The following is a 24,367-nucleotide window of genomic DNA, read 5'->3' on the forward strand; positions in this document are numbered from 1 at the left end:
TTAAAAGTTGAATTGTAAACCTAAAGTAACAGTACGCGGGTTCGGATAGGCACCTACATCAATCGCTCCGTCGATATCGTTGTTGGTAGTAGATGATTCCGGGTCATAGCCTTTATACTTCGTAATAGTAAACAGATTCTGAGCACTAAGAGTCAACCTTATATCAGTAAACTTGGTAACAGACCGATCCAGGTTATAAGATATACCTATATTCTTCAGTTTCACATAGCTTCCGTTCTGCAAGAATTGAGTAGAAGCAATGAAGTTCTTACCGGTACTGGTAGAGGGGCTTGCAAACTTCGCACCTTCATTCTGAGGAGTCCAGAAGTCAGCGCCATCAACACTTGATATAACAGTTGCATCCGATAAGACAGTAGAAGCCGCCGCATACATCGTATTCAGCACTTCCCGTCCGTGGGCTGCCTGGATCATAAAGTTTAATGTAAAGTTTTTATACGTGAAATTATTGTCAAAGCCCCATACGAAATCGGGTAATGCTTTTCCTATAATGTGTTGGTCTTTACTGGTGATTTCGCCGTCATTGTCGTAGTCCAGATATTTATTATCTCCGGGTTTAAATCCGTATTTTGCAGCTTCTTCAGCTTCGGAAGTCTGATAGACTCCTCCCCACTTGTAGCCCCAGAATGAGCCCATGGATTCACCTACTTTCAACACAAAAGGAGAAGTGGCGAACATACCGGTAGCTGGTATCGTAGAACTCAGGATAAAGTCTTCATCTCCCAGGTTTTTCACCTTATTCTTATAAGATGAGATATTGAAATTAAAGTTCCAGGAAAAATTCCGGTTGTCTATTGGCGTACTGGAGAGTGTAATCTCGAACCCTTTGTTTTGTATGTTTCCTACGTTTTTGTTCATTGTTCCGCCTCCGTTGTAATTGGGTATAGAAACAGCCAATAGCAGATCGGTAGTATTCTTCACGTAATAATCGGCACTTAAACTAATGCGTCCGTTCAGGAACGAAACATCCATCCCTACGTTGGTTTGCTTGGTTGTTTCCCATTTCAGATCTGGATTATCGGCACCAACATAATACGTACCCGGATACATTACGCTTTGTCCGTAAGAATGCGACCAGTTAGATACCTTGGCTATCGTAGCATAAGGGTTTACTCCCTGATTACCTGTAATACCCCAACTTCCACGTAGCTTAAGATTACTTATTATATCCTGATTCTTCATAAATGACTCTTCCGACACCCTCCAGGCAAGAGCAGTCGAAGGGAAATATCCCCATTTGTTATCCTCTTGGAATTTAGATGTACCGTCTGCACGATAAGTGGCCGTAAGTAAGTATTTACCCATAAGAGAATACGAAACCCTTCCGAAGAAAGATTGCAAGGCATACTTTGTTCTTGAAGAAGTAGCATTCTTATTATCCGCAAGTCCTAAATTATCATATCCGACAGAAATAGGATCTACTCCCTGAGCGCTGGCGCTGAAAAAAGAATATTGCGAACTGGTCTGTTCATTGGCAGCCATAAGAGTCAGATCATGTATTTCTCCAAATATTTTATTATAGGTCAAAATATTACTATTCTGCCAGGTATATGTTTTAGCTTCGTTTAAGGAAGCGGAAGGATTTGTACTAACCCAAGCGTTAGAGATATTACCTCCCTGGCGGCTGATATTATCTATACCTAACAAGACATCAAGCTTTAATCCGTCAATGATCTGATAAGACAATTTTGTATTTGCCGTCAACGAGTTGGTTATATAATCGCTATGTCTTTCTTTCAGGCTCATTAATGGGTTGGAATAATTCGGCCCGGAAAGATTGTCCACCCGGTTCCATTGTCCATCCGTATAGATAGGGAAGGTTGTCGGGAAAACAGGAGCCAACCACACCGGAGACCCCTTCGCTCCGTTATCCTCTGTATTCAATCCTTTTGTTCTACCGGCTGTCAGGTTCAGGTCAACCGTTATTTTCTTTCCGATAGATGTACTAACGTTCGAGCGCAAGAGGTATTTATTTATATCTGAGTTGGTAACAATACCTGTCTGGTTGATTACATTCCCTGAGATATAATAAGACGAAGTAGAACTACCTCCGCTTATCCCTACTTTATAGTCTTGCGTGATACCGGTCTGGAATATTTCATCCTGCCAGTCTACGCCACCATTCCTTCGGAAGCCTTCTATTTGCTCGTCTGAGAAATAGCCGGGTTTGATCTGGTTCGTTACAGTTGCAAAAGAAGGGGCATCAAGCAGATCATACTTATTGGGTAGCTGGCTGATTCCTATGTTTACACTTGCCTGCACTTTAGGTGCCTGATCGGCTCCTTTCTTTGTGGTGATAAGAATAACACCATTGGCTCCACGTGATCCGTAGATAGCTGTAGCCGAAGCATCTTTCAAAACGCTCATCTGCTCTATGTCGCCTACGTTTAGTTCATTCAGTCCTACATTGAGGACTACTCCGTCTACAACGTATAAAGGATCGTTGCTGCCAAGGATGGAATTGGCACCTCTGATGCGCACTTTCAGACTGGCTCCGGGAGCTCCTGAAGTGTTTGATATCATAGCTCCGGGAACTTGTCCCTGCAAAGCGGATGCTATATTCGTCATCGGCAATTTCTCAATGTCTCTTGCCGAAACAGAGGATAGCGAACCTGTTAAGTCGCTCTTCTTGGAAGTACCGTATCCTATGACAACTACTTCGTCTAATGCTTTCATATCTTCCGTCAGCTCAACATCAATTACGCTTTGGTTTCCTACCGATACTTCACGCGGCATATAACCGATATATGAGATACTCAAGATAGCACCGGGGCTTACGTTCAGGCTGAACCGTCCGTCAAAGTCCGTGATCACACCATTGGTAGTCCCTTTCTCTATTACGTTGGCTCCTATAATCGGCTCACCGCTAATATCCTTTATTATTCCCGTAATTTTGCGAGTCTCCTGTTGTATTATTGGCTCGTTTCTCTTGGACAGTACAATATGCGTACCTTCCATCGAATAATCTACATCCAGATTTCTGAACAAGTCGTTTAAGACACTTGAAACAGCTTTGCTTTTAGCCTTTACAGACACCTTTCTTTCTACATTTACCTGATTGTTGTAAATAAAAAGATAATCTGTTTGTTTTTCTATTTCGTTTAATATATCGTCTAAGGGAGCATTACTTCTATTTATGCTTACCCGGGCATTCTGGGAGTGTGTGTTCTCAGCGTAAGTACAGAGTATGCAGACCATTAATAAAAACGTGGTTAATCGCATAATTCTAAAGATTTGTTTAAGTCGCGGATTTTTCAGATAATATCCTACCGACAAAGATTTATTTTCCATATCTTTGTAATGTTTTGAAAATTAATACAGTTTATTTCAATGAATTGTGTTAATAGATGCCGGTAATTGGTGGTGCTATTACCGGCATTTTTTCAGGTTGGCTTGTCATTTCATCATAGGCAAATACTCTTTTTAAAATTAGCAATCATTCTTAATTTACTCAATATAGATTATTTGATTCTCGTCGTCACGGGAATAAGTAAAGTATATATCTTTTTGCAATACACGTAAGGCATAATCTATGCCGTCTGTATGTCTGAACTTTCCGGTGTAATGATATTGCTGAATCTTCCGGTTCTTGACCTTAATAGTTACACCGTAATATTTTTCAAAGTCTTTCATGATAGAAGTAAACGACTCGTTTTTGAAACAAATCAGCCCTTCTATCCAGCGGTATGTAGTATAATCATCTACTCTTTCTACAACAAACTCACCGTCTCTCAATATAGCTTTATTGTCGGGGGTAAGGGTTACAGTTTTCTCTTCATTAGCGGCAGAAGTAACCTTTACACTTCCTCGCATCAGGGTGGTTTCAAAATCATTCTTCCAAGTATAAGATTCTACATTAAAGTCTGTTCCTAATACCTCAACCGCCCCCTTGCTTGTCTTTACGATAAAAGGCTTTTCTTTGTTTTCCGTTACTTCAAAATAGGCTTCACCATCCAGTTCCATCAAGCGTTCCTTAGCACTGAAAGTGACAGGATACTTTAAGGTTGTACGGGCATTCAGCCATACATTTGTTCCATCCGGCAAGGTAAGGTTTACCCGTTGTCCGGAAGGTACATGGATGGTTTGCATGGCAATCTCTTTATACGATTGACGATATTGCGTGAAGAAGTATCCGGCAGTAAGTGTCAGGAGGATTACAGAAGCTATTTTCAACATCTCGCGCAAGAACCTTCCGGAGTGGATTTGTCTTTTAACTGCAAGGTCGTCAGTAGCCAGCAAGGTCATAGCGTCAAACAGCTTGCGTTCTTTAAAGAAAAGGGATTTGTTTTCAGGGGAAGTTTCCATCCATTCCCTGATCTGTTGTTCCTCTTCCAAAGAAGCTGTTCCTTCAAAAAATCTGTATAATATATCTTTCTTCATTTTCTTGTTTTACGACCTCCTGTATATGTATAGCAGTTCAGAAAGAAAGCCCCCTAGTGAGAAAAAACATTTTTTATAAAAATAAATACACAAAAACCGGGAGGTAGTCTTTTAAGTGGTGGCGCAGTAATTTAAGGGCCTTTGATATATGGAACTCTACACCTTTCTCTGTTATATGTAAACGGGAGGCTATTTCTTTATACGTTTTATTCTGATAGCGGCTCATTACAAATATCTCACGGGTTCTTTCAGACATGGCTTTCAATGTATTTCGTACGATTTCCATGGCTTCAGCCGAAAACAATTCATCCGGATCACAAGCTTCCAGGGTTGATATACGAGTCTGCAACTCCCAGGCGGCATGATCCTTTATCGTTCCGGCAGCTTGTTCACGTATCTGTAGGTGCTGAAGATAATTCAGGCATTTGTGCTTAATAGTTGTAAGGATATAAGCGGGTATATTTGAATCTTGTTTTATGGAATGCCTATTCTCCCAATAGTACATGAGCGCTTCCATCGTGAAATCTTCAGCTACTGCCAGATCCCTCACATACGTATTGGCAAAACGGATAAATCTTCCCTGATAATCCGTAAATAATTGATTAAAAGCATTCAGATCAGTCATTCTTCCAAGCAGTTCCAGTCTACGATGTAAATATAAAAAATTATCAAAGATTGACAAAAAATATTTCGGTTTTGCAAACGTTTGCAAGCAAATATTGTTATTTACATGCTGATAATTGAACAAAAGCAGTTGACAATCATTACATTTGTTTTGTATTCTCTTTGTTATTAATTAAAAACGTACTATTATATCATGAACAGACAAATTATACTGAGCTTCTTTATTGCTCTATTCCTGCCTTTGGCAATGATGGCGAATACCATCCAGGTAGAACCTGCTTTCTGGTGGAGCGGGATGAAAAATTCCGAATTGCAGTTAATGGTTTACGGACAAGGGATTGGCTCCTACCGTCCGTCGGTTACTTATCCCGGTGTGCATCTGAAAAGTGCCGTTAGCCTCGAAAGCCCCAACTATCTGTTGGTTTATCTTGATATAGCAGATGCTCAGCCCGGAACATTTGACATTACCTTTACAAAAGATAAAAAGAAAATAAACTATCGTTATGAACTGAAAGCCAGGAAATCCAACGCTAGCGAATTAAAAGGCTTCGACTCTTCGGACGTATTATACCTGATCATGCCCGACCGTTTTGCAAATGGGGATCCTTCCAACGATAATTTAGCTTTAAAGATGCCTTACAAGGTAGACAGGGATAACCCGAACGCCCGTCATGGAGGTGACCTGGCCGGTATAGAAAAACATCTGGACTACATTGAAGACCTGGGCGTAACGGCTATCTGGCTGAATCCCGTATTGGAGAACGATATGGAAGGCGGTTCATACCACGGATACGCCACCACCAATTACTACCGGGTAGACTCCCGTTTCGGCACCAATGAAGATTATGTACGCCTGATTGACAAATCACATCAGAAAGGCATGAAAGTAGTAATGGATATGATCTTCAACCATTGCGGAAGCGATCATCCCTGGATGAAGGATATACCCAGCCACGACTGGTTCAACAATATCGACAATTATGTGCAGACCAACCATGCCAAAGAGGCCTATTTCGACCCGTACGTTTCGGAGTATGACTTCAATACCCTGATAGACGGATGGTTTGTCCCCACCATGCCAGACTTGAATCAAAAGAATCCTCACGTAGCCAAATACCTGATACAAAACTCTATCTGGTGGATAGAATACAGCGGAGTAGACGGTATCCGCCAAGACACATATCCGTATGCCGACTACGACATGATGATAGACTGGTGCAAAGCCATTTATGCGGAATATCCCAATTACAATATAGTAGGAGAAGCCTGGATGAATTATACAATCGGATCGGCTTACTGGCAAACCGGCAGCAAACTGAATCCGGGAAAAGACACACACCTTAAATCGGTGATGGACTTCAGACTGATGGGCTTGGCTCACCAGGTATTTGAAGAAGAAACCGGCTGGAGCGGTGGCTTATACAGCATCTACGAGCATTTGTGCTACGACTATGTATATCCGGATATCTACAATGTATTACGCTTTCTGGACAATCACGATACCGATCGTTTTCTCTCGAAAATGCCCGACAATCTGGATGCTTTCAAACAAGGGATTGCCCTATTGCTTACCATCCCCGGAACCCCTCAGTTATACTACGGAACAGAGTTGTTGATGAACGGAAGCAAAGAAAAAGGCGATGGCTACATTCGTCTGGATGTACCGGGTGGCTGGCCGGGAGACAATGTAAACCAGTTTGAGGCCTCGGGACGGACCGCCTTACAAAACGAAGCCTGGAATTATATGCAAAACCTGCTGAAATGGCGTCGCGGCAATGACGTAATAGCCAAAGGAAAGATGAAACATTTTGCAATCAACCAGGGCGTATATGTATACGAACGAAGCCTGAACGGCAAGAGCGTATTGGTTTTTATGAACGGACGCAACTCGGCAATAGACCTTCCGCTCGACCGCTATACCGAAGTGCTGCGCGGCAAGACAAGCGGCAAAGACGTAATCAGCAAACAGAGCGTTTCGTTAGACAAAGAAGTACGCCTCGCTCCAAAAGAAGTATTGGTTTTGGAAATGTAGTCAGACCTGCAAAATACACGCCCTATGACACAACAAATAGAATTTACGCTTCCGGCCTATCCGTATGGATTTCATCTGGTAACATCGCAGGTGTTGTCGCAAATCGGTAAGCTGCCCGAAACAGGTATATTGCATCTGTTTATCAAGCATACCTCAGCCGGATTAACGATCAATGAAAATGCCGACGCCTCGGTGCCGGATGATATCAAACAGTTTTTCTCTGACTGGATACCGGATCATTATCCCAAATTCGAGCATGTATATGAAGGCCGGGATGATATGCCGGCTCATATCAAGTCGTCGGTAGTGGGACAATCCGTGAGTATTCCCATCACCAACGGCAAGCTCAATATGGGCACCTGGCAGGGTATTTATTTGTGCGAATTCAGGTATTCCGGAGGAAGAAGAAAAATAGTGGCAACCATTCTCTCTTAAAATACAAACACTTGCAGAAAAACTAAAAAAGACTTATCTTGCATCCGTTAAAAAATCTAATCTATCATGGATAAAATAAACAGGCGGAAATTTATCAAGACCGGTGTAACCGGATTAGCCGGACTAACAGTAGCCGGATCAGGACTTTTAAATGCAAGTTGTACCTCTGCCGGTGTAAGTGTCGACAAGGTAAAGTTGGGTAAATCGGGATTGCAGGTTTCACGGATAGCCATGGGCACCGGAACGGTAGGCGGCAACAAGGCGTCTAATCAAACCCGGCAGGGCATGGAAAGCTTCACCAATATGGCTCGCCATGCCTATGAAAGAGGCATTCGCTTTTTCGATATGGCAGACGGATATGGCTCACATCCATACGTAGGAGAGGCTATCAAAACACTGCCTCGCGAAAAGGTTACGCTACTCACCAAGATGTGGACACACGAAAACGGCTCCGAGCATGTACGCCCCGTAGGCGAAACTCTCGATAAATACCGTCAGGAAATAGGTGTAGACTACATAGACATCCTCCTGATGCACTGCCTGATGCAAGGCGATTGGGACAAAACACGCACACATTACATAGACGGGCTTTCCAAAGCCAAACAAGACGGTATTGTGAAAGCTGTAGGTGTATCTTGCCACAATATTGACGCCCTGCGCACGGCTGCAACACATCCCTGGGTAGATGTAATCATGGCTCGTATCAATCCTTTCGGTACAAAAATGGACGGAAGTCCGGACGAGGTAAAGGAAATACTGGCTTTGGCTCAGCAAAACGGCAAAGGAGTAATCGGCATGAAGATATTCGGAGAAGGAGATCATATCACAGATCCAGAGCGTGAAAAGTCAATCAAGTTCGCCCTCACAGAAGGAAATGTAAACAGTCTGACTCTTGGCATGGAATCAATCGCCCAGATAGACGATGCCGTTGAACGCGTCATGAGGTTGGCCAAGGGATAAAAAACCTTGGCTTTCCGCCCACCAAAACCTGCTATTATTGTTCTCCTTTCAGCGAGGGCTGGGAAGGGTATTCTTCCTTGAGGTAGGTTTCAATATGACGCTTTCTCTTTTCTTCCAGGATTTCGTCAATGGCAATCAGGATACCGGTTTCTTCTACTTCGCCGAATTCATGGTTGACAGCCGTACCGAACACCCGCATCTGAGGAGACAGACTCATATAGGCACTCACCAAGGGAGGGATATTGATACCAAACTTACGTACTTCCTGGTTTAATACCTTATAATTGTCTTTATAGTTGTCGGACGTAAACATCTCTTTCATCTTTTTCAGATCTGGATTTGTTTTCAACGGATGTATCGGAGTAATCAAGTGATCAGGGTCCGGGAAATGCAAAGACAGGAAATACAGGATCATATCCCGGGCTTCCAGATTGTAGGTGTTATACATCGTCACCTTACCGAAGTAATATTGCAAAGTAGGGTCGATAGCCGACAAAGCGCCCAATCCGTCCCATAAATTATCCAACACAAAGATACCTTTGGTTGCTCCTTCACGGGTAGCCTGAAACTCAAGCGTAACAAACGAACGCCCCAACTCTACGGTATAAGGCAGATAATCTTTGATAAATTCTTCCGAGAAATTAAACAAATGCGACGTAGCCAATGAAGGTTTACCAGCTTCATCAAACCTTACATCCGCCCCGCACAGGAAGCGATATCCACCTAAGATAATCTCTTCTTCAGGATTCCAGACTATCAGCTGGCGATAGGCATTCTGCATCGTGTCGAACTCATCTATGTCAACCGGCTGCCCCGTTCCTCCGCCGTAATGGCGAAAGGCCAACTCGCGCAGGCGGCCTATCTCCTGCATCACATTCGGCGAATCATGCGCAGTTGTAATGTATATCTCATTGTTCGATTTGTTCGTTCTCCTGAGAAGTTTATCCGGTGTCAGTTCTGCTTTTAACAGTTCCCGGCCAATCGGCGCTATTACGTCTTGCATATAAGTGTTTTTCAATTAATTCTTTAATCCATAAACGATGTCACGTACCCATTTGGCCCATTCTGCCGGTTTCTTTGTCTGGTCAAACGTTTGCCAGGGAATCGGCTTGCCATAATAGATATGATAGGTTGAGTGTTTGCTTTTAAAGAGCTCGTCCGACAGGTAAAGCATTTCAATATTTGCCTTTATACCCAGAGCGGTACGCAGATTAGACAGCCCATAGAAGAAATTAGAATTTCTTCCTTCAAAGTAAACCGGGACAACATCCCGCTGATACTCTACAGCTTTCTGCACAAACGATTTCTTCCATTCCAGATCGGTAATCACACCCTTTCTTTTGCGCGAACAAAGTCCGGCCGGGAAGGTGATAATCTGTTTGTCCGAGGCATAGGCTTCGTCTGTAAGTACAGCCGTTTCCTTTGCCTGCTTGCCATGCTTGTTGACCGGAATAAAGATGGAACGAAGATTAGGCAAAAACAGCAGAATATCATTTACCAGGTAGCGGACTTTCTTGTCGTACTTCTGACCCAGAAGAGCCGACAGGCATATACCGTCCAAACCTCCCAACGGATGGTTGGCAGCAAAAATATAACGTCCGTTCTCCGGAAGGTTTTCTTCTCCCGTAGTGCGTAATGTCAGATCGAAATAATCCATCAGCTCAACCATAAAATCCACTCCATCCTTGTCGTGATAATGATTAAGGATGTAGTTCACTTCATCCTGATGAATTATACGAATCAGATAGTTGATAAGAAAACCAGGCAACTTCTTATACAAAGAAGGAGCTTTCTCCTGGAATACTTTCCTGAGATCAACATACTTAATCAGTTCTTCTTTTGCCATTCCACAGCACAACTTTGGAGTACAAAGATATAGATATAATCAAAAAGACAAATCTTCGTAAACAGTTTTTTACATTTTGCCTATAATATTATCGAATATGTACACCGTTACAGTATACTTACAATCTTGCACTTCAAATGAAATTTGGTCATTAGTTCGAAGAATTGATTACCTTTGTGCCGAATTTATACTAGGTACTTTATTTATTAGCTATGAATTGGATTAATGAACTGCTGTGGGGAAATGGAATAGCCCACGCAATACTTATTCTGTCTGTAACCATTGCCTTGGGCATCCAGCTTGGTAAAATCAAAATTTTCGGAGTATCGTTAGGAGTCACTCTCGTACTCTTTGTGGGGATTGTTTTAGGGCATTTCGGGTTTAGGATTAATGAAGAGATTCTTCATTTCTTTAAGGAATTTGGACTGATACTGTTTGTCTTCTCGGTAGGGATGCAGGTAGGTCCGGGGTTCTTCTCATCTTTCAAAAAAGGAGGTATTACGTTGAATCTGCTGGCTTGTGGAATTGTCTTCCTGGGAGCTGTCACGATGCTTTGTATACATTACATCACCGGAACTCCTATTGCTACGATGGTAGGTATTATGTCAGGCGCTGTAACCAATACACCTGGTTTAGGGGCTGCTCAGCAGGCATTTAGTGATTTGATGGGATCTACAGACCCTACCATTGCGTTGGGATATGCTGTGGCTTATCCGCTGGGAGTAGTGGGAATTATCCTGTCGATGCTTCTGATACGTTACATCTTCCGGGTGAATATGCAGAAGGAGAGCGACCTGATTGCCGAGGAAGAAAGCAAACAGGTTCACGGTGCCACTCCGATCTCCCTGATCGTTAAAAACCCGGCAATTTTCGATAAAACAATCGGACAAGTGTCTGCCTTACTGGCACACCGCGAGTTCGTAATCTCCCGTTACTGGAATCACGAAACAAGCAAAATAGAGATTGCAACCGCCGACACCGTATTACGTGAAGACGATAAGATATTTGTTGTCACCACCGATAACGACACAGAGACCATCAAAACATTTATCGGCTTGGAAATACAGATGGATCGTAAGCAATGGATCCCTGCCGATTCAGAGTTTATCAGCAAACGAATCATCGTTACCAAACCGGAACTGAACGGAAAGCGCTTGATAGACCTGCAACTGCGCCGACTATTGGCTGTTAATATCACCCGGCTAAACCGTTCGGGCGTTGATCTAGTGGCAGCTCCTGGACTCACCCTTCAGATAGGCGACCGCCTCACGGTAGTAGGTAGTGAGCCTGCCGTAGCCAAAGCAGAGGAAATGCTGGGTAATTCATTGAAGCGACTGAACGAGCCAAACCTCATTACCATCTTCCTGGGAATTGCCTTGGGGATCATTCTGGGAAGTATTCCTATCGCCTTCCCGGGCATACCGCAACCTGTCAAACTGGGGCTTGCCGGAGGTCCGCTGATCGTGGCTATCCTGATCAGCCGCTTTGGCTATCATTATAAGTTGATCACCTATACCACTCAAAGCGCCAACCTGATGCTGCGCGAAGTAGGTATCACCATCTTCCTGGCCTGTGTAGGACTTAGTGCCGGAGAAGGATTTATCGATACCATCGTAAACAAAGGAGGTGTCGCCTGGATTGGTTACGGATTCCTGATCACCATTATACCCTTGTTGCTCATTGGTTTTATAGGGCGCTACTTTTTCAAGATCAATTACTTTACATTGATGGGATTACTGGCAGGTAGTACCACCGACCCTCCTGCACTGGCTTATGCCAATGCCACGGCAGGGAATGATTCTCCGGCTGTAGGTTATGCCACGGTCTACCCTATCACCATGTTCCTGCGTGTATTGGTTGCCCAACTGATGATCTTGATTTTCTACGCCTGAAAAAGGTCGTTATAGACAAATCTCAAGACATTAGTAATTTAAAGCGAGACGTCAGCAAAATAAAATAGCTCGTTAGGCATTTCGTAAAAATGCGTATCTTTGCCGTTCATTCTAAAGTGATTATTATTTTGAACGAAAAAGATTTTGAAATCATGGCGCCGGCTGGTTCGTACGAATCGCTGATGGCCGCTATACAAGGGGGGGCTGATTCGATTTACTTCGGTATCGAGGGATTGAATATGCGGTCTCGCTCATCCAACAACTTTACTATTGAAGATTTGCACAAGATTGCTTCTATCTGCAAGGAGCATCAGGTAAAGAGTTATCTTACAGTGAATACAATTATTTACGACGATGATATCTCGCTGATGTGCAAGATTATCGATGCTGCCAAAGAGGCGGATATATCGGCAATCATTGCGGCAGACGTAGCGGCGATGGATTATGCCAATCGTATCGGTCAGGAAGTGCATCTTTCTACCCAGTTAAATATCACCAATGCCGAAGCCTTGAAATTCTACGCCCGTTTTGCCGACGTAGTAGTACTGGCAAGGGAGCTAAACTTGGAACAGGTAAAACATATCTACCAACAGATTGAACATGAACAGATCAAAGGCCCTAAGGGGGAACTGATCCGCATCGAGATGTTCAGTCACGGCGCTTTGTGCATGGCGGTATCGGGCAAATGCTATCTGAGCCTGCACGAGATGAACCATTCTGCCAACCGGGGAGCCTGTATGCAAATCTGCCGCCGGGGATACACCGTAAAAGACAAGGAAAGCAACATCGAGCTGGATATCGACAATCAATACATCATGTCGCCCAAGGACTTGAAGACCATTCATTTTATGAACAAGATGATGGATGCGGGTGTACGTGTCTTTAAAATAGAAGGAAGGGCTCGCGGCCCCGAATATGTGCGCATCGTAACCGAATGCTATAAGGAAGCGGTAAAAGCCTATTGCGAAGGAAGCTATACCGAAGAAAAGATAGCCGACTGGGACGAACGCCTCCGCTCCGTATTCAACCGGGGCTTCTGGGATGGTTATTACCTGGGGCAGCGATTAGGCGAATGGAGCAGCAAATACGGCTCAGGAGCCACCAAAAAGAAGGTGTACGTAGCCAAAGGCATCAAATACTTCAGCGGACTGGGAGTAGCCGAGTTTGAAATGGAATCGCAAAACCTGAAAGTAGGCGACGAGATCCTTATCACCGGCCCGACTACCGGAGCCATCATGCAAACCATAGACGAGATCCGCGTAGACCTGAAGCCTGTAGAAGAAACCGTCCGTGGCGAACGCTTTTCCTTCAAAGTAAAAGAAAAAGTCCGTCCCTCAGACCGGATGTACAAACTAGTAAAAGAAAAATGAAAGAATATATTTATAAACTGACGATAAAAGTTCGTGATTACGAATGTGATTTGCAGGGAGTGGTGAACAACTCCAACTATCAACACTACATGGAGCATACGCGCCATGAGTTTCTGGAATCACTGGGTGAAAACTTCGGCGTCATGCACGAGAAAGGAGTAGACGCCTTTGTGTCAAGGGTAGACATCCAATACAAAACATCGCTGCGTAGCGGAGATTCTTTCGTCTCCTGCCTGAACCTGTCAAAAGAAGGCCCCAAGCTAGTCTTCTACCAAGACATTTACAGAGCCTCCGACATGGTACTGGCCGCCAAAGGAAAGGTAGAGACCGTGGTAGTGGAAGACGGGAAGCTAACGAGGGGCGAATACTTCGACGAATTAATAAAAGGACTGAAAAAATAAACAACGTATGACAAACCAAAACCTTTACCAAATCGGCCTGACTATGATAAACGGGATAGGAGATATCCTGGGCAGGCAATTACTACAAGCCGTAGGAAGCGCGGAAGCTGTCTTCACGGAAAAGCCCAGGATATTAGAAAAGATTCCCGGCATAGGCCAGGCACTTGCCAACGAGATAAGTCAGTCGGATGCCCTGAAGCGGGCGGAAAAGGAGATTGCCTTTATCGAAAAGAATAAGCTGAGTTGTTTCTTCCTGACAGACAAAGACTATCCCGTCCGATTGCGTGAATGCACAGATGCTCCTTTAGTCCTGTACTTTAAAGGAAAGGCTGATCTGAATGCCAAACGGATCATCAGCATAGTGGGGACAAGGAAAGCCAGCAACTACGGAAGGGAACTAACAGAAAAGCTGATTTCCGACCTGTCCGTCATTTTTCCCGATTTACTTATCGTTAGCGGATTGGCTTACGGCATTGACATTATCGGCCACCGAAGCGCCTTAAAGAACCAACTGCCGACAGTTGGCGTCCTGGCGCATGGATTAGATCGCTTGTACCCTCCGTCCCACCGCTCTACGGCTGTTGAGATGTTGGAACAGGGAGGTCTTCTGACGGACTTCCCCAGCGGCACCAACCCCGACAAGCCGAACTTCATCAAACGAAACCGTATCATCGCCGGATTAGCCGACACCACGATCATCATAGAGTCAGCCAACAGAGGAGGTTCGCTTATTACAGCTGATATCGCCTTTTCTTATGGAAGAGATGTCTTTGCCTTTCCCGGCAGGACAACTGATGCGCTTTCGGAAGGTTGTAACCGCATCATCCGGCAAAACAAAGCCGGGCTTATTACTTGCGCCAATGATTTGATTGAGGCCTTAAGCTGGGATGTCCAAGAGAAGAAAATAGGGCCTCCCGTACAAGCCAAGCTGTTCTTTCACGAAAATGAAGAGATAAACCGGATATACAATCTACTGAAGGAGAAAACGGAACTTCATATCAACGAACTATCAGCCGAGCTCGGATTACCCGTTTTTAAGCTCTCTCCTCTCCTTTTCGAGTTGGAAATGGACGGTATTGTCAAAACAATCCCCGGCAACCGCTACAGGCTGGCTTAGGGGTTATAGACTTCCTTGTTCCGATAGTCCAGTATCTTTGTAAGTATCTGATACGCGTCGGCAGCCGGGCTATCGGGATTTATCTCCATGGCCTTCAGGTAACTATTCAGCGCCTGCTGGAAATCCTCCGTCTTACGGTAAGCATTTCCCCGCAGATACCAGGCTTCGTCAGCCTCCGGATGCTCTGCTATATAAGCATCCAACTGCCGGATTGCCTCCTCCAGCTTCCCTTCGTATATTAGTTGTTTGATGTTATCCATTGTTATAATAACTTTTCGAGCCGGGAGATTAGTTCGTCACCTAAGGCTCTTTTGGTGGTGATGTGTTCTTTGACGGCAGTGACGAAGGGGTTGTTTTCGAAATCGCCTCTTACGCCGATGAAGTCTCGTTTCTTTTCTTTGCGGGAGCCGTCTACGCCGAAGCTCGTCATGGACGTTAGCGAGAACTCCTTGCGGGCGTCTTCGTACAGCATTTCGTCCAGTCCGATAACTGCTGCCTGCCATTTCCGTACCAGTTCGATCAGTTTCTCTGCTGTTACCGATTGCAGGGAAATGTCATAATACGACTCGATATGTTCGTATGCCCAGGTCCATTCCATCGAGTAATAGTTCTTATATTCCTCTTCAAAGAAGGATTCGATGGCTGATAGTTTGTTCACTTCTCCACTCTCTATCTTGCAGAGTAGCTTATCCAGGGAATCTTTCGGCAAGATCAGGCCGGATAAGTCCAGCCACTCTCCGGAGCCTTCCGGCTCTGTGGGGAGCAATCGCTGTCTTACTTCTTCGATAGAATCAAAGGTTGTCCCTTTCAGACGTTGGATGAGTGAATTCCCCAGGAATTTATTGATTGCCACATCGTATAGCTTCAAGCCTTTGCACAAGGACGTTCCTTTGATGCGGGTATTCTGGTAGTAGTAGATCTCAGACGTCTCTCCGGCCAGTAGCTGGAGGTTTTTCAGGATGTCTACAGCCTTCAGCATCTTCTGGATGGTATAAGGGCTCAATAGGTTGTAGTTGATTTTATCCAGCTTTACACTGTCTTTTCGGTTGTCACGCTTCGGCCACTTTTGTGCGTCGCGGATGGTTCCTACGCTGCGTAGGTTGGCACCGGGGACAAGGTGAGTTTCGTCGTTGTTTTCGATCAGATACGAGAAAGGGATATCCGAGGTATCGCTGTGATGATGATGCCGTCCCATTACCAACGAGAAGGCGCCTATACGTGCCGGCCACAGGATATAGGAGTCACTGGTGGTCTTCGAGCCTCTTTCTACGATCCCCTGGTGGATAGGACCCAGTTTGTACATATGATTGCTTTGGTTGGAGCCGCTCCCTGCATTCAGAAAGGAGAACATACCGGCAATCAACAGGCTGCTTTTGTGCATGGAGACGGTAAACGGACCGGCAAAGATGGCACAGGCTTCTCCGTTCTCGAAAGCACAGTTGGAGAACAGCAAAGAGTCATGCGCCGAGAAGTTATGCGTTACATGGCAAGCCTGGCCGATAAAACAACGGATAATCTTCGCCGCATCAGCCACTATTGCTCCGGAAGAAACAATAAAGTCTTGCGCAATCACACTATCACCCATCAGGACGGGGGCTTCCTCCGTACTGTTAATAGAGCCGTTCTCCAGGCGGGCACAGTTCTCTATAGTGGCGTGATTGCCAATCTTCACATTGCGGATCGTACCGGTATTGGTAATCCTTACCCGCTTTCCTATCGTGCCGTATCGGCTGCTGATTTGTTGAGTATAGGCAGAGATCATATCCTGCAAGCGCTTGATCAACTCCGGACGGTGGCGGTATAGCGCAATCACATAGGCCAGCGAAGCCGACAGCTCGTTATAGATCGGCACTTCACGTCCGCCCATTTCGTTCAATACGGCTACAGAGATATTGTTTCCGAAAGAGGTTTCTCCTTCCGTCAGCAGGATATTGATGTTCTGGATAAAGCAATCTTCGCCGATATGGTAGTTGGCGATGTAGTTCTGCACATTCTCTATCAACACATTATCTTCTAGCGTACAGTTGTGGAGTGTTACGTGCCGCAGGCCGCTGTGTTTCTTTAAGCCGCCGGGCAGTTCAAAGGCTTTCTCAAAAGCGCCCAACTTCACATTCCCCGAGAAACGGGTGTGATGCACATACGCTATATCGAACACTTCCGGTACTTCTACTTGTTCCCAATTTTCACAATAACAAGACTGAGACTCCAATATTGCAATCTCGTCCGGCGTAAGGTTTCTTCGTTTTTTCATTCTTTATATTTAATCATTCCCCATCGTCGTACTGTTGAAATAAGAAATCATTGTACGGGAAACGGGTAATGTGTATATCCTTCACCCGTTCGTACAACAAGTTTTTCAACGCCTCGATATTGGCCCGTTCCTTGGCCGAGATAAAGATACAATTCTCGCCCATTTTTGCCATCCATGTCCGCTTCAGCTCTTCCAGGTCGATGTTCTCACGGGTGCGAGGTGTCAGGTCATCTTCCTCTTTCGGGACGAATGTAAAGGCGTCGATCTTATTGAACACCATAATCATTGGCTTCTCTGTCTTGTCTATCTCAGACAAGGTTTTGTTTACCACCTCTATTTGCTCTTCAAAGCCGGGATGGGATATATCTACCACATGCACCAGCAGGTCGGCTTCGCGTACTTCGTCTAGTGTAGACTTAAACGACTCTACCAGCTCTGTCGGGAGTTTGCGGATAAAGCCTACGGTGTCCGATAGCAGGAAGGGCAGATTCTCTATGATCACCTTCCTCACGGTGGTGTCGAGAGTGGCAAACAGCTTGTTTTCGGCAAATACCTCGCTTTTGCTCAGCAGGTTCATCAGGGTAGATTTCCCTACGTTGGTATAGCCTACCAAAGCTACGCGTACCATCTTGCCTCTGTTTTTGCGCTGTACGCTCTTTTGTTTGTCTATGTCTACCAGCTCTTGTTTCAGTCTGGAGATCTTATCCAGGATGATACGGCGGTCGGTTTCTATCTGTGTTTCACCGGGGCCACGCATACCGATACCTCCGCGTTGCCGCTCCAGGTGGGTCCATAAGCGGGTCAGTCGGGGTAGCATATATTTGTACTGGGCCAGTTCCACCTGTGTCTTCGCATGAGCGGTTTGTGCCCTTCGTGCGAATATATCCAGGATCAGGTTGGTACGATCCAGTATCTTTACCTGTAGTTCTTTTTCTATATTCCGAAGCTGCTTAGACGATAGTTCATCGTCAAAGATCACCAAACCTATCTCATTTTCGATGACATATTCTTTGATCTCCTGCAGTTTGCCGGTGCCTACAAAGGTTACCGGATGCGGATAATCCAGGCGTTGGAAAAAGGTCTTCTTCGGTTCGGCTCCGGCTGTATCTGCCAGAAATGCCAGTTCGTCCAGGTATTCTTTTGCCTTTTGTTCATTCTGCCCCGGAGTAATCAACCCCACCAACACTGCCCTTTCCGTTTGAGCCTCAGAGATTATAAATTCTTTCATGGGGCAAAAGTAATGATTTTTTACGAGACAATTTCCACATAATTTCCTTCCGGGTCGAGAATCGCACTTTCATAATAACCGTCTCCACTGGTTCGCGGTTCACTGGCTACGGTGTATCCATCCTTGCGAAATGTTTCCGTAAGGGCATCTACTGCCTCTTTGCCTCCTACTGAAATAGCAATATGAGCCAAGCCTTTCATCTGTCCGCGCTTTAGTGGTTCCTGCAGATCTCCGATATGCATCAGTTCTATACGGCTTTTATCTTCTCCGAAAGATAAAAAGTAAGACGAAAAGCCTCTTTTCGTATTTGTGTACTTATCGTTGCAACTAACATCAAAATACTTCATATAAAATTCACGAAGCAACTCTATATCATCCGCCCAAATAGCCAAGTGTTCTATCTTCATTCTGTACCTGTTCTTAAGTATCCGGTAAAAATACATTTATCAGATGAAGATGCAAAGAAGATCCGTACATTTTCCGACAAATAGACAAAAGAGACAAGGCGGCGGTGCCTTGTCTCTACGTTCACGGGGGTTAGTTGTCATCTCGTTTTTTCTGTTTGCGTCCTACCAGGAAGGACAGGAGGGAGATGATGAACTCAACAATCTTGCGGGCTTTCTCTGCTTTCATTGTTTGTGTTTTTAGCGTTAATAATCGTGTCTAAGGAGTGGCAGATGCGGCTGATCATTCGTTTGTAAGACGAACGGTTGTCGCCATTCTGCTCGCTGATGTAGGGGCTGTAGGCTATCTCGTGTGCATAGGCGTCGTATAGGTGGCTTACGGCAGCTGCCGCTTTATAAGCCGACGCGATCAGGCGTCCGAAGTCGAGAAAGCTGTTCAGAGGGGCATCATAACTGCGGAATACCAGTCCGCTACGCGAAGCTTCGCTTTTCCGTCCTTGCCAGTAGGCGTTGGTACATCCATAGCCGGTGATACCGAAATAATTGTGGTGGCGGACAGCCAGGGCACTCTCGCCCCAACCCGACTCTACGGCACATTGTGCCAATACGGCCACCGGATGGATACCATACATATCACTCACCTGTTGAGCAAGCGGCAGGAACTTCTTTACAAAAACATGCTTTTCCATTAATCCAGATGGGTTCTGGTGCATTCTACCTCTTTTGTTTCGGGGATGTAGCGTTCGCTGGCTACGGTTTCCATCAGGTAGCGTAGTTTGGCACCGGGGCGGAAGATCAGGCGGGCACGGCGCAGGTTGGCCTGGGTAAATTCACCCTCCTTTTCACTGCCGGTACTGCGTACCAGGAGCTGAAAGTTGCCCAGTTCGCCCATATGCACTACTTCGCCTTTTTTCAGGCTCTTTACCAGTTGGCTAGTGATACGGTCTACCCCCAGTTTCAGGTCGCCACTGGAAAGCGTAGACGTATCCGCTACCTCGTCGCAGATCTCTTCAAAGTTACATACCCTTGTAGCACGTGTTTGTGCATAAAACAATTTCTGACCATTCGGCGCCTTGGGCGACATGTTCTTTCTCAAAACCAATTTGTACTTTAATGCCATAATTCAATTTTTAGCGTTTAACGATTCATGATTAATAATTAGCGACTCTTTCGCTCTTTCGTTTCACAAAGGTACGATGGGGCAAAAGGGCATTGGCAGTTTACGGTTGATGGTGTCCTTTTCGTACGTTTTTGTACAGAAAAAGACGTTTACTGCCGCTTTAGCATAATTAAGCAGTATTTAACATCTAATTGTTTTAGTATTAACGCTTTATTTCGTATTTTTGCAGTGTAAAAAATGATTATAAACGCCAGATGAATAGTAGTCTACCAGAACCGTTATTCGAGATACATGCATATTATGTATCGGATTTAGCAAAGCTTTATGTTCCCAATTTAACATCTCAGGCAGCCGTCCGCCAATTATGGCGATGGATCTCCTATCACCCTTTGCTAAACGAAGAGCTAAAGCAAAACGGATATGTCCACAAACAACGCTGCTTTACACCCAAACAAGTAGCCTGCATTGTTAAACATCTCGGAGAACCTTGACTATTTGCAACACAAATTGCAGAACGGAACACGCAGAACGCAGCACGCCTTCCCCTCTTAAGAGGGAGGCAGGGGGTGTATAACTTCCCGTACTGCGTGCTGCGTGTTCCATTCTTCCTAATTATTAAATATGAAAGTAAACTTTTTTACCAAATTTCACCGGAATGAGGGTAGCTCGCCGGTGATGGATATCCTTTCGGATATCAAAAATGGTCGCTATGCCGACCCCGTTACAAACCTGCAAAAAGCTATGAAAAAAGGAGAGCAAGCATCGGCAGAGGCAATAAAGAAAAGCCTTCCCGCCTTTACCCTGTCGGCTACCTACAGCGCGCGAAGAGTAGACACTGGCATCATCCATTACAATGGAGTGCTGATACTCGACATAGACAAGCTGGAAGCCAACAAGCTGAAGGAGGTCAAAGAAAAGGCCATCGCCATCCCCCATACGCTCTTTTGTTTTCGTAGTCCCGGAGGGAAAGGACTCAAAATAGGCGTCCTGCCCCATGTAAGTCACCCCGTAGAGCCCGAGAATCACCGGAAAACCTTCCAGGTCGTACAGCAATACTACGAAGAACTGCTGGATATACAGGTAGACCCTTCGGGGAAAGACATCGGCCGCCTGTGCTTCGTATCCTACGACCCCGAGCTCTACATCAACCCTCTGCACGCAGCTTTCCTACGCGGAGAAACCGATGCCTGCCTCAGCGAGCTACCCCTGATGGACAGCCTCCCGCCCATAAACAAAAAGCTATCCATCGCCCGCAAACAAACAACCCGCAGGATGAAGTACGAAGAAGGCAACCGCAACAACTACCTCTTCCACTTCGCCAACAACTGCAACCGCCTAGGCCTCCCCGCCCACGAAGTCATCGCCTACAGCCAGCAACAGTTCCCCGAACTGTCCGACGACGAACGCCTCGGAGCCATCCACAGCGCCTACAGGCACAAAGGAGAACATGCCCTGCAAACAGAACAAGCAGAAGACAAAAGCATATCCATCCTGGAACGCATCGAGCAGCACCTGGAAGAACGCTACAAACTACGCTACAACATAGTAACACACCGCGTAGAATATAAAAGGAAAAGTTCGAACCAAACCCACAAAAGCATGAACGACAGGGCAGAAAACAGCATCTGGCGCGAGCTGGTGAAGAAAGGCATCAAATGCAAGCAACACGAACTAAATGCCGTATTATACTCCGACTTCTGCACTACATACGACCCCTTTGTAACCTACTTCAACTCCCTACCCAAATGGGACGGCCAAACAGACCATATCGCCCACCTGGCAGATACCGTAACAACTACCAAGCAAGACCTATGGCACAGATGCTTCCGCAAATGGCTGGTAGCCATGGTAGCCTGCGCCACACAGGAAGACAAAGAGAACCATACCGTATTGATACTGAAAAGCGAACAAGGGAAAGGTAAAACCTCCTGGTGTACACACCTCATCCCCCCTGAACTAAAAGAATACCGCTATTCTGGCGCACTCAACCCCTACTCTAAAGACTCCCTGATCACCCTGTCGGAATGTATCTTCGTCAACTTCGACGAACTAGGCAGCCTCTCCACCCGCGAGATGAATAAGCTAAAGGAACTCATCACCAAAGGCGTAGTACGCGAACGCCTGCCCTACGGACGCAATCCCGAAACACTCATCCGTCGGGCATCATGCGCCGGATCGGTAAATGACGAGCAGGTATTTGAAGACCTCACCGGTTCCCGTCGGTTCCTCTGCTTCGAAGCCCTGAAGATCGATTACATGGCACCCGTAGACTACCAAAACGTCTATTCGCAAGCCGTCACCCTGCTGAAATCAGGCTTCCAATACTGGCTATCAGAACCTGAAATTCAAGAAATTAACAGTAACAACGAAGACTTCCGTATCCGCACCCCCGAAGAAGAACTCCTGTTCACATACATCCGCAAACCCGAGCAAAAAGACGAGAAAAAGATGTTCCTCACAGCAAGCGAAATTCTGCGTCACATGTGCCTCAAAAGCAGCATGCAAATCACAAAACGAGGCACAATGACTATCTCAACAACCCTCAAGAAGCACGGTTTTCGGTACTCTCAGGCACGTAAGGGACGCATTTTTGAGGTAGTCGTGCTCACCGAAGACGTCATAGAAGAAGAACAAAAAAGCAACTCAAAACCACCCCATACACAAGGAACACAGGGAGTTATAGGATTCAGCTCATAAGAGGCCTTGCGATCACTGCGATCACTGCGATCATGTTTTTAAAACTTTCTAAAAAAACATGTTCCTCGTTCCTCATAATAAACGCCAAAATGAGGAACGAGGAACATAAAAATAGAAAAGTTTGAAAATAGTGATCGCACTGAGCGCAGTGATCGCATCCCCCACACCCCAATCTCAACAGCAAACACCCCATTTCCACCCGCACACAAGCGATTTTAGCCCGAAAACGAATGTTTTCTGCGCAACTTAATACATTACTATAAGAGCTATCGTTATTATAACAGCAATAATAGCAACACCCAGCATCCCCGTGACAGACTTGTTAAGTTTAGAATAATTACTCATATCATCTATTTTTTATTAATAAAAAGCACTCTCTAAATCTCTATAGTAAAACCAGATAGAATCAGGCCACAAAAGGCTACAAAGCAAATATAACAAAAATCTCGCAAAGATAGGCAGAATTTGGAAGAATACAGCAAGTACTTGATGATTAGGCACATTCAATGTTATTTCGCCATATTCTTCTGATAGGTAAAGTGGAAGAGTATAGAGTAGTTAAGCGAAAGATTTGCTACCTAAATACTGCCTTTTAGGAATATATCTTTATGTTCAGATATAAAGGATTACAAGTTAAGTATTTTCCTATTTTCTTTTGTGTCAGGATATATATGCCATGAACCAACCTTATTGTTTATAATTCCTGCAACCCAGATGGCACGAACATTATTAAGTATTTCATCAGAACAAATCGAATAACCTTGCATAATAACAGTAGAGCCTCTTACTACAATATTTTCAAATATATTCCGATAACCGGTATAAAGAGTAAAAAATGGCTTCCATGCCTGAACAATATTGTTCTCCTTCCCTTCAATTCGATTATTTTCAGTATCAATAAATACATGATCTTCCGTCATCAATGCTGATAATCCCTCTATATCGGCATAAGTTATACAGTTATTGAATTGCAGGGCTATTTTTTTCGGAGTACTTGAATCCAATTTCAGCAGCATCAGATAATCCTCATTGTCTTCGCTAACAATTTCAAATCCGACTTTCTTATAGAGTTTTACGGCATAATTCTCTTTTTTTACATTTATAGAGGTTTGCTTGTAGCCATTTTTTTGTAAATGCTCTATCATAGCAATCATTAATTGGGTTCCAAGACCTTGATTCCGATATTCCTTAAAGAGAGAAATGGCAAACTCTGGCGTATAATCATCAATATAACCATAGCCTTTTATATTGCCGGATATAACTCTTACCCAAACAGCACCAGCAATTTCTCCATTAGAATCTGCAATCAGACAATAATCATCTTTCCCACTCCCAAAATCTTTTATATAGGCATTGACTTCAGGTATTTCCAAGACATCTCTTGATATCAGATTATTCTCATCCGGCTGATAGATTGCTTCATATAGCATATCTCCCATTTTATCAATTTCGGAGTTTCTGATTTCTCGTATCACTATATTATTCATAAATCTCGTTTCTTAGTAACTGTTAGGAAATTTCATTTTATTCTGTTTATAAAAATTCTGATCATTGCTAACTGTGTTATAATTTGACTTGTCTCGGTCAATTTT

21 protein-coding genes are annotated in these 24,367 nt (G+C 44.7%); 9 read left to right on the top strand and 12 right to left on the bottom strand.

All coding sequences use genetic code 11. From position 1 onward, the window contains the following. The 3 genes from M2470_RS15450 to M2470_RS15460 all read right to left on the bottom strand — a co-directional run bounded on the left by M2470_RS15450 (position 1) and on the right by M2470_RS15460 (position 5,023). The gene (locus M2470_RS15450; RefSeq protein ID WP_280745888.1) at positions 1–3,309 is read right to left on the bottom strand and encodes a TonB-dependent receptor; all 3,309 of its coding nucleotides are present in this window, start codon (positions 3,307–3,309) and stop codon (positions 1–3) included. 156 nt (positions 3,310–3,465) lie between these two features. Beyond that, entirely contained in the window at positions 3,466–4,398 is a 933-nt protein-coding gene (locus tag M2470_RS15455) for a FecR family protein (RefSeq protein ID WP_280745887.1), read from the bottom strand. Between the two features lie 73 nt (positions 4,399–4,471). Next, positions 4,472–5,023 (bottom strand): RNA polymerase sigma-70 factor, encoded by a 552-nt coding sequence (locus M2470_RS15460; RefSeq protein WP_280745886.1) that lies wholly within the window; start codon positions 5,021–5,023, stop codon positions 4,472–4,474. 192 nt (positions 5,024–5,215) lie between these two features. On the opposite strand from M2470_RS15460, the gene M2470_RS15465 reads away from it, so the two are divergent. The 3 genes from M2470_RS15465 to M2470_RS15475 all read left to right on the top strand — a co-directional run bounded on the left by M2470_RS15465 (position 5,216) and on the right by M2470_RS15475 (position 8,449). Beyond that, positions 5,216–7,054 (top strand): glycoside hydrolase family 13 protein, encoded by a 1,839-nt coding sequence (locus M2470_RS15465; RefSeq protein ID WP_280745885.1) that lies wholly within the window; start codon positions 5,216–5,218, stop codon positions 7,052–7,054. Between the two features lie 24 nt (positions 7,055–7,078). Beyond that, complete coding sequence (locus M2470_RS15470; RefSeq protein WP_280745884.1) at positions 7,079–7,489, top strand: secondary thiamine-phosphate synthase enzyme YjbQ; 411 nt, start codon at positions 7,079–7,081, stop codon at positions 7,487–7,489. A 66-nt stretch (positions 7,490–7,555) separates the two neighbouring features. Next, the gene (locus M2470_RS15475) at positions 7,556–8,449 is read left to right on the top strand and encodes an aldo/keto reductase (protein ID WP_280745883.1); all 894 of its coding nucleotides are present in this window, start codon (positions 7,556–7,558) and stop codon (positions 8,447–8,449) included. Positions 8,450–8,483: 34 nt separating this feature from the next. On the opposite strand, the gene M2470_RS15480 is transcribed toward M2470_RS15475, so the two are convergent. Together M2470_RS15480 and M2470_RS15485 are read right to left on the bottom strand one after the other, a co-directional pair. Further along, entirely contained in the window at positions 8,484–9,452 is a 969-nt protein-coding gene (locus M2470_RS15480) for a GNAT family N-acetyltransferase (RefSeq protein ID WP_280745882.1), read from the bottom strand. 15 nt (positions 9,453–9,467) lie between these two features. Further along, positions 9,468–10,295, bottom strand: coding sequence for a 1-acyl-sn-glycerol-3-phosphate acyltransferase (locus M2470_RS15485; RefSeq protein ID WP_280745881.1), 828 nt, complete (start codon positions 10,293–10,295; stop codon positions 9,468–9,470). A 212-nt stretch (positions 10,296–10,507) separates the two neighbouring features. Between M2470_RS15485 and M2470_RS15490 the strand changes: the two genes are divergently transcribed. The 4 genes from M2470_RS15490 to dprA all read left to right on the top strand — a co-directional run bounded on the left by M2470_RS15490 (position 10,508) and on the right by dprA (position 15,075). Further along, positions 10,508–12,187: a putative transporter gene (locus M2470_RS15490; RefSeq protein ID WP_280745880.1), complete on the top strand. Its 1,680-nt coding sequence runs from the start codon at positions 10,508–10,510 to the stop codon at positions 12,185–12,187. 128 nt (positions 12,188–12,315) lie between these two features. After that, positions 12,316–13,557: a peptidase U32 family protein gene (locus M2470_RS15495; RefSeq protein ID WP_280745879.1), complete on the top strand. Its 1,242-nt coding sequence runs from the start codon at positions 12,316–12,318 to the stop codon at positions 13,555–13,557. Beyond that, on the top strand, positions 13,554–13,958 hold the full coding sequence (locus M2470_RS15500) for an acyl-CoA thioesterase (protein ID WP_280745878.1): 405 nt from the start codon (positions 13,554–13,556) through the stop codon (positions 13,956–13,958). The genes M2470_RS15495 and M2470_RS15500 overlap by 4 nt, the downstream gene beginning before the upstream one ends. A 7-nt stretch (positions 13,959–13,965) precedes the next feature. Next, complete coding sequence (gene dprA / locus M2470_RS15505; RefSeq protein WP_280745877.1) at positions 13,966–15,075, top strand: DNA-processing protein DprA; 1,110 nt, start codon at positions 13,966–13,968, stop codon at positions 15,073–15,075. Here dprA and M2470_RS15510 read toward each other — a convergent pair. From M2470_RS15510 to M2470_RS15535, 6 genes are all read right to left on the bottom strand, one after another. Further along, positions 15,072–15,335: a tetratricopeptide repeat protein gene (locus M2470_RS15510; RefSeq protein ID WP_280745876.1), complete on the bottom strand. Its 264-nt coding sequence runs from the start codon at positions 15,333–15,335 to the stop codon at positions 15,072–15,074. The two genes, dprA and M2470_RS15510, sit on opposite strands and share 4 nt — an antisense overlap. A gap of 2 nt (positions 15,336–15,337) precedes the next feature. Beyond that, entirely contained in the window at positions 15,338–17,326 is a 1,989-nt protein-coding gene (locus tag M2470_RS15515) for a DUF4954 family protein (protein WP_280745875.1), read from the bottom strand. 13 nt (positions 17,327–17,339) lie between these two features. After that, positions 17,340–18,554, bottom strand: coding sequence for a GTPase HflX (gene hflX / locus M2470_RS15520; protein ID WP_280745874.1), 1,215 nt, complete (start codon positions 18,552–18,554; stop codon positions 17,340–17,342). 20 nt (positions 18,555–18,574) lie between these two features. Then, the gene (locus M2470_RS15525) at positions 18,575–18,961 is read right to left on the bottom strand and encodes a VOC family protein (RefSeq protein WP_280745873.1); all 387 of its coding nucleotides are present in this window, start codon (positions 18,959–18,961) and stop codon (positions 18,575–18,577) included. 194 nt (positions 18,962–19,155) lie between these two features. After that, positions 19,156–19,647, bottom strand: coding sequence for a glucosaminidase domain-containing protein (locus tag M2470_RS15530; protein ID WP_280745872.1), 492 nt, complete (start codon positions 19,645–19,647; stop codon positions 19,156–19,158). Further along, the gene (locus M2470_RS15535; protein WP_280745871.1) at positions 19,647–20,078 is read right to left on the bottom strand and encodes an HU family DNA-binding protein; all 432 of its coding nucleotides are present in this window, start codon (positions 20,076–20,078) and stop codon (positions 19,647–19,649) included. Before M2470_RS15535 ends, M2470_RS15530 begins: the two co-directional genes overlap by 1 nt. A 254-nt stretch (positions 20,079–20,332) precedes the next feature. Between M2470_RS15535 and M2470_RS15540 the strand changes: the two genes are divergently transcribed. After that, on the top strand, positions 20,333–20,569 hold the full coding sequence (locus M2470_RS15540; RefSeq protein ID WP_280745870.1) for a DUF4248 domain-containing protein: 237 nt from the start codon (positions 20,333–20,335) through the stop codon (positions 20,567–20,569). Between the two features lie 130 nt (positions 20,570–20,699). Then, complete coding sequence (locus M2470_RS15545) at positions 20,700–22,775, top strand: VapE domain-containing protein (protein WP_280745869.1); 2,076 nt, start codon at positions 20,700–20,702, stop codon at positions 22,773–22,775. A 626-nt stretch (positions 22,776–23,401) separates the two neighbouring features. Here the strand turns inward: M2470_RS15545 and M2470_RS15550 are convergent. Continuing rightward, positions 23,402–24,262: a GNAT family N-acetyltransferase gene (locus tag M2470_RS15550; protein ID WP_280745868.1), complete on the bottom strand. Its 861-nt coding sequence runs from the start codon at positions 24,260–24,262 to the stop codon at positions 23,402–23,404. Positions 24,263–24,367 lie beyond the last annotated feature (105 nt).

The organism is Parabacteroides sp. PH5-46 (genome assembly GCF_029892785.1).
GTDB lineage: Bacteria > Bacteroidota > Bacteroidia > Bacteroidales > Tannerellaceae > DFXE01.

Coding starts and splice junctions, on each gene's coding strand:
- M2470_RS15450 (WP_280745888.1), bottom strand. CDS start 3,309: ATGGAAAATAAATCTTTGTCGGTAGGATATTATCTGAAAAATCCGCGA.
- M2470_RS15455 (WP_280745887.1), bottom strand. CDS start 4,398: ATGAAGAAAGATATATTATACAGATTTTTTGAAGGAACAGCTTCTTTG.
- M2470_RS15460 (WP_280745886.1), bottom strand. CDS start 5,023: ATGACTGATCTGAATGCTTTTAATCAATTATTTACGGATTATCAGGGA.
- M2470_RS15465 (WP_280745885.1), top strand. CDS start 5,216: ATGAACAGACAAATTATACTGAGCTTCTTTATTGCTCTATTCCTGCCT.
- M2470_RS15470 (WP_280745884.1), top strand. CDS start 7,079: ATGACACAACAAATAGAATTTACGCTTCCGGCCTATCCGTATGGATTT.
- M2470_RS15475 (WP_280745883.1), top strand. CDS start 7,556: ATGGATAAAATAAACAGGCGGAAATTTATCAAGACCGGTGTAACCGGA.
- M2470_RS15480 (WP_280745882.1), bottom strand. CDS start 9,452: ATGCAAGACGTAATAGCGCCGATTGGCCGGGAACTGTTAAAAGCAGAA.
- M2470_RS15485 (WP_280745881.1), bottom strand. CDS start 10,295: ATGGCAAAAGAAGAACTGATTAAGTATGTTGATCTCAGGAAAGTATTC.
- M2470_RS15490 (WP_280745880.1), top strand. CDS start 10,508: ATGAATTGGATTAATGAACTGCTGTGGGGAAATGGAATAGCCCACGCA.
- M2470_RS15500 (WP_280745878.1), top strand. CDS start 13,554: ATGAAAGAATATATTTATAAACTGACGATAAAAGTTCGTGATTACGAA.
- dprA (WP_280745877.1), top strand. CDS start 13,966: ATGACAAACCAAAACCTTTACCAAATCGGCCTGACTATGATAAACGGG.
- M2470_RS15510 (WP_280745876.1), bottom strand. CDS start 15,335: ATGGATAACATCAAACAACTAATATACGAAGGGAAGCTGGAGGAGGCA.
- M2470_RS15515 (WP_280745875.1), bottom strand. CDS start 17,326: ATGAAAAAACGAAGAAACCTTACGCCGGACGAGATTGCAATATTGGAG.
- hflX (WP_280745874.1), bottom strand. CDS start 18,554: ATGAAAGAATTTATAATCTCTGAGGCTCAAACGGAAAGGGCAGTGTTG.
- M2470_RS15525 (WP_280745873.1), bottom strand. CDS start 18,961: ATGAAGATAGAACACTTGGCTATTTGGGCGGATGATATAGAGTTGCTT.
- M2470_RS15530 (WP_280745872.1), bottom strand. CDS start 19,647: ATGGAAAAGCATGTTTTTGTAAAGAAGTTCCTGCCGCTTGCTCAACAG.
- M2470_RS15535 (WP_280745871.1), bottom strand. CDS start 20,078: ATGGCATTAAAGTACAAATTGGTTTTGAGAAAGAACATGTCGCCCAAG.
- M2470_RS15540 (WP_280745870.1), top strand. CDS start 20,333: ATGAATAGTAGTCTACCAGAACCGTTATTCGAGATACATGCATATTAT.
- M2470_RS15545 (WP_280745869.1), top strand. CDS start 20,700: ATGAAAGTAAACTTTTTTACCAAATTTCACCGGAATGAGGGTAGCTCG.
- M2470_RS15550 (WP_280745868.1), bottom strand. CDS start 24,262: ATGAATAATATAGTGATACGAGAAATCAGAAACTCCGAAATTGATAAA.